This window comes from Candidatus Hydrogenedentota bacterium (assembly GCA_019695095.1).
In the GTDB taxonomy this organism is placed as follows: domain Bacteria; phylum Hydrogenedentota; class Hydrogenedentia; order Hydrogenedentales; family SLHB01; genus JAIBAQ01.
On sequence record JAIBAQ010000068.1, the window covers coordinates 1 to 12922 of the forward strand.

Here is a 12922-nt window from a genome sequence, read left to right on the forward strand (position 1 = left end):
TGGTTCGTTCCTTCATTCGCAAGAATCCCCATGCCTACACGGCGGTCATCGGATGTTATTCGCAGATGGGCCACCAGACGTTGTCCGAAATCGAGGGCGTCGATCTCATCGTCGGCAATCAAGAAAAGCTGAACGTGCTTGACTACGTCGCGGCGGGCAAAAACGAGCACGCGCTCGTCGTGCGCGACCGCATCGAGCGCGACGACTTCACCATCGATACCGTCGGCGACGGTCCGCTCACGCGTCGCGCCAATCTCAAAGTGCAGGACGGCTGCAACTTCATGTGCAGTTTCTGCATCATTCCCTTTGCGCGCGGACGGGCCCGCAGCCGTGAACTCGACAACCTCGTAGTAGAGGCGCAGCAATTGGTATCGCGCGGCGCGAAAGAGGTCATCCTTACCGGAGTGAACGTGGGCACGTACCAATACGAAGGACGTACCCTCGTCGACGTTGTGCAACGCCTGAATGCAGTCGACGGCCTGGAGCGTATCCGCATCAGCAGTATCGAACCGACCACGATTGCCGAGGAACTCTTCGAGTTCATGAACGACCCGGGCCACGCGCTTGTGCCGTATCTACATATCCCGCTGCAATCGGGCTCGAATCGCGTTCTTCAACTGATGAAACGCAAGTACTCCCGCGAAGAGTTCATCGCGTTTATCGAACAGGCGCACGCAATTGTGGACGATCTTTGCATCGGCACGGATGTGCTCGTAGGTTCGCCCGGCGAGACCGACGCCGATTTCGACGACACGCTGGACCTGCTCGCGAATTCACCGTTGTGCTACGCCCACGTCTTCAAGTACTCCGAGCGCAAGGGTACGCCCGCGTCACGCTACGAGGGCAAGGTCGATCCGGCGACGGCCAGCCTCCGCAGCGCCAAAGCGCGTCGCGTCAGCGCGCAAAAGCGCCGCGCGTTCCATCAAGCGCGCCTCGGACGCGTTATGGAAGTTCTGTTCGAAAGCGAAGAAGACGGCTGCTGGTCAGGGTATACTGGGAATTACATCCGGGTCGCCGTTCGTTCATCTAGTAGGCTGGAGAACGAGGTGCGCGCGGTGAAACTCGAACGCATTTGCGGCGACTTTGTATTTGGATCGTTGGTTGATGAATCTGAATCCGCCGTCGCCCAAGGCATAAGCTGCGAAGAACGATGAACGAAACAACTTCCTCTGCCTCCGAAACGGCCCTCGCGAAAGAGTCGCGATTGAAAGAAATCATCGCGGGATACGGCTCGCTTGCCGTCGCCTATTCTGGCGGCGTCGATTCGACGTACCTTGCCGACGTGGCGCACGAAGTCCTTGGCGGTAACGCGCATATTCTGCTGGGCGATTCGCCCAGCGTGCCGCGATCTGAAGTGGCCGAAGCCGCGGAACTGGCCGCGCAACGCGGTTGGAACTTCCGCGTGTTGTTCACGAACGAATTCGAGAACGATGACTACCTCAAGAATGACGGCACGCGCTGCTACCACTGCCGCACGGAGTTGTTCGGCAAGATGGGCGATGTCGTGAAACGCGAAGGCATTGCCCGCATCGCTTACGGCGAGATCACCGACGACCTTGTCGACACGACGCGCAAGGGCGCGATTGCCGCGCGCGAAAACGGCGTTGTTGCACCGCTGCTCGAAGCGCAACTTGGCAAGGCCGAGATTCGCGTGTTGAGCGCGCGCCGCAACCTGCCTACCGCCGAAAAGGCCACGTTTGCGTGCCTGTCGTCACGGTTTCCTGTGGGCACGCGGGTGTCGGTGGAAGAATTGCGCAAAATTGAAGCCGCCGAAGAGGCCCTCAAGCGCCTCGGATTTCGTCAATACCGCGCGCGGCACCACGGCGATCTTTGCCGCATCGAAGTCGACCCCGGCGATATTGCTCGATTGCTTGAACCCGCGACGCGCGAACAGGTCGTGCGCGCCGTCCGCGCGGCAGGGTACAAACACGTCGCCGTCGACCTTGCCGGATACCGCACGGGAAGTACGGCGTAGCCCGCGCTTAGGTGCACGCCGCGCTCGCCGAGCGCGGCGCTACCGGGCGCACGGTTTGATGCCAGATCCTTCGTCCGCCTGGGGCGGATTCAGGATGACATCAAGGACAAATGGCTCGTCCGTGTTGTGACCGTTTAACTCAGGCTGCGCGTTACGGGTAGTCTGCGGTGATCCCACTATTTGCGCGAGTTCGTTGCACTGGGAGAACGCGCAAGGAAGCGCGAAGTGGAGTCCGGTCAGACGCGCCACCAATGTGTGGCAGGCATCTTGCCTGTCTCTTTCAAAGGCTTTGGTACATCCCAAAGATGCAGGCAAGATGCCTGCAACACATTCAATGCACGATTGAATTCAGCGTCGGGCGCTCGGCGGTGTGGTCCGCCACGGCGGATTAGGAGACTCTGCCACAACACGGGGAAGAAAGATCTTTCGCGCAGAGGCGCGGAGGCGCAGGGAGCGGGGTGCTTGTTGGCGGGGGTCTGTCAATTTTCGTCGCTGGAGATTCAGGAGATCAAGGGAATGGGAGACTCTTCTCTGCGAGGTTTAAGTCTCCATAATCTCCATCATCCCGTATCTCCTCTTCCTGCACACGTTTTGAGCGAGGAAGTGGCCTGGTGGAATGGCCGCAGCCGGGGGCGGCTGTGCCACAAAACGCGAACGTGGTTCATGTGGGGCAGCCGCCCTCGGCTGGCGTGTTCTTGCTTTAGCTCATCAGGATGAGCGTGACGGCTTCGTAGCCGGCGGCGATGAAGAGGAGTATCCCCGTGAGGGCAACGGCTTCGAGCATGATCTTCGAGGCGAGGATTGCGCCTTGGGTGAATGAGCCTTTTGTCAGCCCTCGATAGAGGTGAACCCCGTACAGCAGGGTTGCGTATGCGGCGATGACGTAGGCTTCGACTTCGAGCGACACGGTGATGGAGTGAAACGCAAACCGCAGCGCGATGTCGGTGTATACCGGCGCCAGCACGAATCCCGCGATGGCCAGGTTGAGCATCGTCTTGAGCAGTCCCCATATGGGCACGAGCAGGGACGGTATCATGGTTATCGATAGGGTCTGCACGATGTAGTTGTTGATAAACGTGGCCACGGTCGCGTGAAGAATGTTCTGCGACATGTAGGCGTTGCCGATGTAGGCCAGATCTCCACGCGTGAACAGGTCGTTCACCATGAGCAGCGCGAGACGGTGCACGAGCGGGAAGGCGAAGCCGATCATCATGAGTAACAACAGGGCGCCGTAGCAGCAGATGTGCACGGCGCGAAACAGCCGCGCGTGGGTGTGCGTGGAGTCGATGAGGGTCGCGAAGATCCGGGTTCGCCGGCAGAACGCTTGCAACAGTCGTACCTGAAGAATCGCGCCGCCGAGAATGACAAAAAGCAGGCCCACAAACACGCCGCGCGCGATCATGGGTTGCGCGGGAGTCGATGCCAGCAGGACGCGTGTGCTTTCGTCGGATTGTTGCGCGTCGGTCCATTCGCGGTTCGAGGCATCTTTATCAATCCAGCCGTGGGTCGCGCCTCGGCTGTCTTCGAAGAGTCGCATCACATCGCCACTGTCCGGCAAGAGGTAGGCGAACGACAAGCCCGCCGTTCCGCGCTGGAGTTTGCCCACGACTTTGAATTCGACCCCGTCGAGCGTGAAACGGTCGAAGCGGCACATGGGGCCGGCGAGGACTTCGGGTTTTCCGGGCTCGGGCACGCGGCCCGATTCCACGAGCGGTGCCCATTCGGAGTCGGGCATGCTCACGGCGACGACGTATTCGCGCATGTCGAAACGCCAGTCTTTGAGGATCTCCGCGCCGTTGGGCTGTTTGAGAATCTCCTGAACGAGCGGGTAGAACGGACCGTCTTCTTCGCGAATCATCCTGAACCGTGCGGGAATGACGCCGTCCCAGAAGGGTTTTCCTTCGGCGACGACGACCGCGTTTCGCCAAACCTGGGTCTTCTGCTCGTTTGACTCCACGACGCCGAGGCACAGCATGACCAAGACTCCAGCCAGCACAAGAATTACCGCTGCATACGACAGCGATTGACTCCGCGGCGGCACGCGAGTCTCTTCGACAGGCTCGGGAATCGACTGCTCCGGCACTTCCATACGGGCGTTATCGCTTCGCTACAGCGGGGGCCGGTGCTGCAAACATCGTATCGATCATGTGTTGCATGATGTTCGTGAAGAAGGGCTCTTGGTTGGGCCCCATCCATGACATGATGTACATCTCGTATTCGCCGGCTTCGTCTTTTTCCTGGTCGTAGTATTTCTGCGGCGAGACGTAGCCGAGGTAGTCGCCGCAGAAGCTACAGACCCACAAGTCCACGCCGCGCTGGTCTGCCCACTTCTTCATCTCGGCGCTGATTTCGCCGCTCATGTCGCACGGGGTTCCGTAGAAGAGCAGGTTGCCGACGCGCACGCCCTGAATCCATCCCAGGGAATCGACTCCGAGCAACGGGAGGAAATTGGGGGAGAGGCGCCAATTGCGGTTGAGGCGGAATTGGAGCGAAGGGGATCGGAACGCAAACCCCACCGATGCGACGTCAAGCTGGTCCGAAAACGTGGCCTTCTCCGCATCTTCGAGAACGAGCTTTGCGAGCGATTCCCCCATGTTGAGCGCGCGGGTAAATCCATCCGGGCCGTCGATCTTGCTCCCCATGCTTCCCAGCGCGCCGCCGAGATACATGCCGAATTGCCCCGTTTTGACCTCAAGCAAACGCTGAAGGTATCCGGGGTAGTCGCCGCTGAATTCCATGTTGTCGCCGCCCAATAATGTGGGGTGGGCGGAGAACGAAACGAGGTAGCACGATTGGCCGTCCTTCTTTCGCGCGATCAAGTAACTCAACTCGCTGTCCACGCCCGCGTCGCGCGTGCGGTTGAGGATGTACTCTGGCGCGTCGACCGACCCCGACGCGAGGTCGGCCAGTTTCAGGTCGTTGTATGCGTCGATAATCGCGGCAGAGAACTGTTTCGCGAGGAATTCCACGATGGCCGGGTCATACGTGCCCGAGAATGCCTTGGCCATATACCCCGGACCCCAGGCGCCCGGTCCCGAATGGGTGTGTGACGAATTGAAGAAGATATCGTTCGCGGTCAGTTGTGTCTGCGCTTGGACCAGTTCGCGCGCCTTTTCGGCGACGTTGTTCGGCACGATGAGCATGTCCGAGCCGACCAGCACGACGGTGTCGCGGCCATCGCTTAGCGCAAGCGCTTTCGCATACAGTTCGTCGTGCACGCCCGTGCTCGGTTTGCCTTTGCGTTTGTCGAATCCGGCCAGCGGCGTGCCGAGCGGCGGCGTAATAGACGCCTTGCCCCAGCCGGCGCGCAGGCGATCCGGCGTGGCGGTGAGTTCCGATTCCTTGAGATTGTTGTCGATGTCTGCGACAACCTTCTGGAAGTAGCGCTCCTTTTTCACGTCGCTTGGACCGTACGTGGGCCAAGGGCCGACGAAAAGCAGAATCAGGATCACCAAGACCAGAACGGCGATCCCCGTGCCTTTCAGGATTTTCTTCAACATCGCGATATTTCTCCTCGAGCCTGCGGCGCAGTGTGGAAAGCCATTATAAGCGGCTCCGCGCTATTGGTCGACGGACGCTTTTAGGACGCCGTCTTCGCTGTTAGCCACGATTTCGAATGCGGCGAGCGACTCTTCCAGCGGAAATGAATGGGTTATCAATGACTTTACATCGAGCCGATTCGTTGCCACCAAATCGATAGCCGTCGGGAAGTTGAACAGGAACCGGCGGCACCAGGTGAGAGTCAGTTCTTTACGGCGCGCGATGTCTACGGGAAACGTTGCGTTCTCCGCTCCCGAGATGCCCGTCAGCACGCAGCGTCCTGCTGGCCGCGCCAAACGGCAGGTAAGCCCCGCCGTTTCCGTCGAACGCGCGCAGTCCAACGCGAGATCGACGCCGCGCCCTTTGGTTTCCTGGAGGATGGTCTCCAAGGTGTCCTGTTTTTCGGGATTGAATGCGAAGTCCACGCCGTGTTGCGCCGCGACGTTGACGCGATACTCCAGTGGATCGCAGCCGATTATTCGGCCCGCTCCCGCCAACCGCGCGACTTGGGCAGTCAGAAGACCAATCGGTCCCAACCCGAGGATTGCCACGGTTTCGCCCGGCACGAGCCTGCCCAGCTCGATGGTGTGCAACGCCACGGCCAGGGGTTCGATCATGGCGGCCTCGGCGGCGGAGATGCACTCGGGTACAGGAAAACAGAATCCGGCATGAACGCAGATGTATTCGCACAGGGCGCCGTCGTTTGGCGGACCTCCGGGAAACTGCAACTTGGGACACACGTTGTAGCGCCCTTTAAGGCACAATTCGCAATGGCCGCACGGAATCCCCGGCTCCACCGCCACGCGTTTTCCGATGAGGGAGCGGTCGGCGTCTTTGCCGACGTCTTCGACGATCCCCGCGTACTCATGGCCCAGGATGATGGGTTCAGTGATGACGGTCTTGCCGATGTGTCCGTCCACATAGTAATGCATATCGGACCCGCACACGCCCGTCGATTCGATTCGAATCAGGGCTTCGTGGGGGAGGGGGCAAGGCTTGGGAACATCGACGAGGCGCATGTCGCGCGGGGCGAACCATTTCACAGCTTTCATGGAGGGGAATCCTCGAGAATCGGTGTCACGAAGCGGCCGGGTGTTGTCCAATCAGGGCGATACACTACCACCGCCCACGCAGAGATGACAACCCGCGGTTAGGCACGAAAAAAGCGCACGGAGGGTAACCGTGCGCGGAGATTGCTTTGGCAATACCTAGTGAACGCTTTGCGCGTGCGCTCCGTTCATGCCGTTAATATGAGCGGTGGCTTCCGGCTGCACTTCGCGCAGGATCTCGTTGTGACGTTCGATGGCGAGATTCATGAAGTCTTCCGCCAGATTCGCGTCTACCGGGAAACTTGTCACCGTCATCCCGAAGCCGCGCAGGAACTGGGCCAATTCCGCTCCGACGCGCTCTACGACCCGCTTTGCGCCTTCTTCCGGCGTTTCGATCAGGAGAATAGCGAGGCCACTCTTGCTCAGCGTGAAGACTTGGTCCGAACTCCTGAGTTCGTCCGCGAGCCGTTGGCCCAGCTTGGGCAGCATTTCCTCACGGTCCTTGGGCGCACACACCGTGATCAGGGTCGTCGACGACGGATAGCGGATCGAGCGCTCTATTTCTTCTTTTACGCGTGCGTGAAGATAGTGTTCCGTCCGCAAGCCGGTAGACGGATCACGGTAAGCAAGCTTTTCAAGGAGATGGCACCGCCGCTCCAATTCGCTGCGCATTTGAGTCTCTTCGTGCAATCGCTTCTGTAAGTCATCGATTGCCGATTTGAGAATCTGAATATCGTCCATATAAGACGTTCCTCCACAAGTTTGGGTAAAGCAAGTGGTATGCCATAAGGAACTTGTGGGGTGAGTCCGAATTGCGGCGTTGTGGCGAAAGGGTTTACGGATTTTTCGAATTTGATGCGGGTTCTGAGTTGGTCTAGATTTGTGTCAAGATGGTATTCATATGTGACAACTTTTTGCGTTAGTGCGAACCGTGCAATCGGCGGATAATGGACTTTGATTGACATTCCGTCAAATGATTAGTAGTATGATGTGTTCCGTTCCTTGACCAATAATTGCATGTGCACGAGCACAGTACCTGCGTAGGCGATATGCTCGGTTCGCCGTTCGAGTCTGAAGGTTTGTTCCCCCAACTCGCGATTTGCGCCGGCGCAACCGAGCGCCGGTACAAAAAGCTCACGTGCAAGACGGTGAGGTTGTGCTATGAGGACTTCTCGCGAACACACCCTGTTCATGGAGAAGTGCCTCTGTTTTCGCGCCAGGTCTCGTTTGCGCAGGGGTAGCGAGAGGGTCTGTTGTGTGTTCGTGAGAAATCGGGACTGACCAGGCGTTGCCACATGGATAAACCCCGGCCACGGATCTTAATCGTCGAAGATGAGCCAGCTCAGCGAAGTCTAATCGGCAGAATCCTCAAGGAAGAAGGATTTGAGTACGACGAGGCTTCTACGTGTGCCGAGGGTCTTGGACTCTTCGAGAAGGATCGGTACGCTTGCGCGTTGATTGATTTGGGCCTTCCCGACGGATCCGGTCTGTCACTTCTGGGCGATTTCAGCCGGGAGGATCCCAATATCGTGCCCGTAATCCTGACGGGCGACACGACGGCGGAAACCATCATTACGGCGATGCGCGCCGGTGCATTCGACTATCTGAGGAAACCGGTCGATTTAATGACACTTCGGACGGCCATTGTCCGCGCGATGTCGCATCATGAAGTTGCGCGGGAGCGGACGGAACTGTTTCAGTTGCTCGTGGAAGAGAAGGAACAGCTTCAGGCGCGCGTGGACGAAGCAACGGCCGACCTCCGTCAGTACACGCATGCTTGCGAGCGCAGCAACGAACATCTGCGGACTTTGCTGCGGCTTGCGAGGATGTCGGCGGAGTACTATGCCGACGAGAGGATGTTCCGCCAGATTTATGAAGAGCTACTCTTGCACGCGCCGATTCGCGGAATCGCGCTGTGCGACGCCGCGCGGCGCCGGATGGTGGCGCTGGTGAAGGTGTCCGATGACGCGGAGCCTGAGTTTCACACGTGTGACGGCGCATTTCAGGTGAGCGGATTCGACAGCATGCTGGCGTCTGCAGAACCGGATTTGTTTATTCAGGAGTGGTTGACCCGCAACACGGTTTTTGACCGTGACTCCATCACATCCTATGTGTACACGCAATCATTCTGGAATCGAGGTACGTGCACGGTCGCGTTCTTTCTTTCGGCTGACTATGTGCCCGACGACGCCCTGCTGGGTTTTCTCGACACGAGCAGCTATTTCCTTTCGTTCGAATGGGAGCGAGGCCAGCTCTTGTTCCACATCGCGCACCATGCCAGCCTCGGCAATATTGGTGTTGAGTTGGCTCGCAATTTCATTCAGCCGTTGACGGCCATTCAGATGGCGGCCGACTTCGTGAACGAGACGCTGTCCAATCCCGATGCAAAGCAAGGCATGCAGATTGTCGCCGAGAACGTTGAGCGGCTTCGAAGGCAGACGCAGGAGTTTCGGAAACTCTCGATGTTGCGCGAAAACGCTATCGAGACCGTTCGTCTGGATGAGTACGTGAATCAAGCGCTGGACATGCTCTCGGTGGCCATTCAGAGTCGTGGAGTCACCGTCGAGAAGGACTTGATTCAAGACTGCGAGTGCGTCCTCTTGAATGGGACTACGCTTGCCCGGACCATTCTGGATCTTATTCTTGAGTCACTGCGGTCCATTGAAGTCGGCGGGGTGCTTGCCCTTCGCTTATACGACCCCGATGACGACCACATTGCGTTCGAGGTGAATCGTGGCCCTCGCGATGCGTCGCTCATGACGCCGAGCGCACGGGGGGACTTCGATACCGATGCCATGAACCCAAGTCTGCAACTCGCAGAGCGTTCCGTGCATAGTTGCGGAGGTACATTGACTCACGAGTACACGGCGACCAATGCGGCAAAAATCCGTATCCTTCTGCCGAGAAACGCGACGGCGTCCATGACCGCGAAGTCGGGAGCCGTGCGATGAGCGATTCGCGGTTCACTGTCCAGGACACACCCGAGGCGGCAACCGCCGAATCTCCGAATACGGTGCTTGTTCTTGATACGGATCCTGGCGTCCGCTGGTCGCTTGCCAAAGGGCTCGCCAACTCCGGCTATGAAGTCGTTACGGCCGCGACTGTCGCCGAGGCGGTTGGATTTCTTCGCGAGCGGACCATCGCGGCCGTCATTTATGAGTTATTGCCTGAAGCCGGTCTTACGCAAGACGCGCTGCCCTTGCTTCTGGACGCGGAGGTATTGCCACGCATCATTTGCGTTTCGGTCGAATCGTCTCCCCAGCTCGTTATCGAGTGCATGCGGCGCGGCGCGGCAGACTTCTTGCCGAAGCCGTTCACGCTTGCCGAAATTCGGATGTCGTTGTCGCGCGCGCTGAGCGCCAACTCGAATTCGACCTTGGTGCAGCGCGCACCGGCTCCCGCGCGCCAGGACGGCGACGCTTCCGCGCTCATAGGCATCAGCCCCGCGACGCAGGAACTCAGGGCGATCATCAAGCGCGTTGCGCTGTCCGATCTCAATTGTCTAATCCGCGGCGAGAGCGGCACGGGGAAGGACCTTGTTGCGCGCGAAATTCACCGGCTTTCGCGGCGCAGCGACAAGCCATTCGTGAAGGTCAATTGTACGGCGCTTCCCGAACAGCTGCTGGAAAGCGAACTGTTTGGGTATGAGAAGGGCGCGTTTACCGGCGCGGTGACTTCGAAGCCCGGCCGCTTCGAACTGGCAAACCGCGGCATCATTTTCCTGGACGAAATCGGTGACATGCATCCCAGTCTTCAGGCCAAGCTGCTTCAAGTAATTGAGCACAAGGAGTTCACGAAGCTGGGTGGCCGCAAACAGATCAATGTGGACGTGCAGATCATCGCAGCGACCAACGCCGATCTGGAGCGCAAGACCAAGGACAGTTCCTTCCGGGCCGACCTCTATTTCCGGCTTAACGAGGTCTGCATCTGGGTGCCACCCCTCCATGAGCGAAAAGAAGACGTGCCGCTTCTGGTGCGCCATTTTGTCCAGAAGCATGGACGATTCCGCGCGGACAACCCGATCGAGATTACCGCGGACGACCTCAATATATTGACCGAGCATCTGTGGCCCGGCAATATTCGAGAGTTGGAGAGTACCATCAAGCGCTGGCTGGCATTGGGGAAATCTCCTTTGACGGATGTCCGGCGTCAGCAGCCCTCCGCTGCTCAGTCGACGGCGTTTTCTTTGGGTCAGGGCGTTCCCGGCGGCGTATCGGCACAGGCTGCGAAGCCGCCCGCGGAAGAAATCACGGCGGAACAGATTCTGAAGGTGCTTGAGCGGTTTCAATGGAACCGTAGAAAGGCTGCGGAATCCCTCGGAATCAGTTATCAGACCTTGCGCCGCCGGATCGAACAGTACGGCCTGGATACCGTATCCTGATTGAGGGTGTCCACGCTGCCGAACCGGGCCTGTTAATTGTTGGTCGGAGCTGCGATCAATAGTGTGTCTATTCAGAAGAGGTAGTGGTCAGATTTGACAAACATCAACGTGTGAACGATGGGTAAGTTGCAATTTCAGGTTGCCTGCAAGTTCTTGGAATAACTGGTGATAGCATTGTGTTTTTCGATTGGCACGCCATGTGCTTTAAATACGCGTGTGAAGTAAGAGGGCTGTGAAGCAGGTTCACCTCGAATCGAGATCTAGAGGTCCTGCAAACGTAATGGCGCAAGAAATCGAATGTAAATTGTCGTCAGAAGGCGTCCGCAGGTCGTCCAATTGTGAAGGCAACGCAGTCTGACAACTGCGAAAGGGAGAGAGAAGACAATGAAACGTTATCGTCTGGGGCTGCTGCTGGCAGTGACATTGACAGTGTCGAGCGGCGCGTTTGCCGCGATTGTTCCTCAACAGCCGAATGGCTCTGAAGGTGCAAACGTCTGGTTATACCAGATCTACAATCAGCTTTACGGAACAGCTCTTACTCAGAGTTCGGATTTGGTGCCTCTGCAATTGCCGACAGAATCGATTTCCATCGATCCGGATGTGGAGTCCATCACTTTCCAGGCAGTTTGGCGTCAGGCGTACATGGAATCCGATTTCGGCGTCTACACCGCTGGCAATACGGGTACGATGACGGACGTGCTTGGGCCGTTCCTCAACTACGATCCGAATCCCGTTCCTATCGACATGATGGGCCAAGGCGATTTGCGCGATCAAAACATCACGAACACGATTTCCGCGCTTGGGTTGACCGATCTTGCGTTCTACCAGCAGGTGCGTCTTCCGAACGAGCCGCCAAACAACGGAACACCTTCCGGTTTGTCCGACATCTTCACGTGGTACTCGGAGAGCGGTTTAAATCCCAACAGTGAAGTTCACGTGCTTCTGTTGACGACCCCGGATCCCAATGTCTTGTTGCTGGCGTTCGAAGATCTTCCCTACGAGTACCTGTCTGGGGATCAGGATCTGGGCGACCAGGACTATCAGGACTTGCTGATCCAGATTACCTTGAATCGCACCGTGGTTCCCGAGCCTGCCTCCATCGGCCTCCTTGGGCTTGGATTGGCCGGTTTGGTCGCGCGGCGCTACTTCAAGGCTGCGTAAAGCTTTCGCAGTAGGTCTCTGTCAGACCTATCGATTTCAAAGAGCGCGGCAGGTTTCCAAAAGAGCCTGCCGCGCTCGTTTTTTTTGCCGCCGGTTTCTGCTTACTGGCACCGAGCGGGTAGGCGAGTTGCTCGTAGGTTCTCGTGTCGCTGGGCATAGCTTCCCCATAATTCTTACCTTATTGCAGATGTCATACAGAGATCTATTCACGGATAGGCATGCTTAGGGTGGAAACTGTACATCCTGGCAAATGCGTTGCTTCACGTCACGTGATGTGCTATACTTCGCCATGCCCTTCGAAGGGGGGCAGATTCAACTGAGGATCGTGAAAGGAGGTTTCACACCATGCTTATTCTGCTTTTCTGGTGGCCGCTTTGGTTCGTATGGAACATTCTTTACTCCGGTACGTATCCGTTCTAAGTCCTCAGACCAAAGTAGTTGTACGGCTTTTTCGTGTTCCCGGTCACGGTTAACCGGTGAGTGTGTATTTGGTATTCGTGTCTGCTAGCAGCGTGACCCTTGGCGGGTGCCGTATGCGTAGACCAGAGATTGGAACACACGAAGCGGTTTTGGCCGTGAGTCCGTTGTTGACACGCGGAAGTGAGGACGGCGCTTGACGAGTAATCGAAGAACGCCCGAAAGAGCCGGGTCTGGACCGTATCGAAAGTAATTGTGTGGCGGGTCGTTTGGCCCGCCATCACTTTTTTTAGGGAAACGGCCGTGCGTTTCCATTTGCGCGCAATGGTTCTCGCCCAATGCGCCGGTTTCACGGTTCAGTCCGGTTTTCTCTCGAATACACACGGACCTTTCTCGCCA

The 12922-nt window shown here is 57.8% G+C and carries 9 protein-coding genes; 5 read left to right on the forward strand and 4 right to left on the reverse strand.

Annotation, left to right across the window (positions count from 1 at the left end; translation table 11 throughout):
• Positions 1 to 1154 (forward strand): MiaB/RimO family radical SAM methylthiotransferase (locus tag K1Y02_12780; protein MBX7257231.1); only part of this gene is annotated, 1154 nt, incomplete at its 5' end.
• Positions 1151 to 1975, forward strand: coding sequence for an ATP-dependent sacrificial sulfur transferase LarE (larE, locus tag K1Y02_12785; GenBank protein MBX7257232.1), 825 nt, complete (start codon positions 1151 to 1153; stop codon positions 1973 to 1975). The genes K1Y02_12780 and larE, both read left to right, overlap by 4 nt.
• 700 nt (positions 1976 to 2675) lie before the next feature.
• On the opposite strand, the gene K1Y02_12790 is transcribed toward larE, so the two are convergent.
• The 4 genes from K1Y02_12790 to K1Y02_12805 form a co-directional block, all read right to left on the reverse strand.
• Positions 2676 to 4064, reverse strand: a complete 1389-nt coding sequence (locus K1Y02_12790; GenBank protein ID MBX7257233.1) for a hypothetical protein — start codon at positions 4062 to 4064, stop codon at positions 2676 to 2678.
• A 7-nt stretch (positions 4065 to 4071) separates the two neighbouring features.
• Positions 4072 to 5475, reverse strand: a complete 1404-nt coding sequence (locus tag K1Y02_12795; protein MBX7257234.1) for a neutral/alkaline non-lysosomal ceramidase N-terminal domain-containing protein — start codon at positions 5473 to 5475, stop codon at positions 4072 to 4074.
• Between the two features lie 60 nt (positions 5476 to 5535).
• On the reverse strand, positions 5536 to 6567 hold the full coding sequence (locus tag K1Y02_12800; GenBank protein MBX7257235.1) for an NAD(P)-dependent alcohol dehydrogenase: 1032 nt from the start codon (positions 6565 to 6567) through the stop codon (positions 5536 to 5538).
• A 156-nt stretch (positions 6568 to 6723) separates the two neighbouring features.
• Positions 6724 to 7305: a GGDEF domain-containing protein gene (locus tag K1Y02_12805; protein ID MBX7257236.1), complete on the reverse strand. Its 582-nt coding sequence runs from the start codon at positions 7303 to 7305 to the stop codon at positions 6724 to 6726.
• 554 nt (positions 7306 to 7859) lie between these two features.
• Here K1Y02_12805 and K1Y02_12810 point away from each other — a divergent pair.
• The 3 genes from K1Y02_12810 to K1Y02_12820 all read left to right on the forward strand — a co-directional run bounded on the left by K1Y02_12810 (position 7860) and on the right by K1Y02_12820 (position 12106).
• Positions 7860 to 9515 carry a response regulator gene (locus K1Y02_12810; protein ID MBX7257237.1) on the forward strand — a complete coding sequence of 552 codons (1656 nt, stop codon included), beginning with the start codon at positions 7860 to 7862 and terminating at the stop codon, positions 9513 to 9515.
• Positions 9512 to 10945 (forward strand): sigma-54 dependent transcriptional regulator, encoded by a 1434-nt coding sequence (locus K1Y02_12815; GenBank protein MBX7257238.1) that lies wholly within the window; start codon positions 9512 to 9514, stop codon positions 10943 to 10945. The genes K1Y02_12810 and K1Y02_12815 overlap by 4 nt, the downstream gene beginning before the upstream one ends.
• 969 nt (positions 10946 to 11914) lie before the next feature.
• On the forward strand, positions 11915 to 12106 hold the full coding sequence (locus K1Y02_12820; GenBank protein MBX7257239.1) for a DUF4114 domain-containing protein: 192 nt from the start codon (positions 11915 to 11917) through the stop codon (positions 12104 to 12106).
• Positions 12107 to 12922 lie beyond the last annotated feature (816 nt).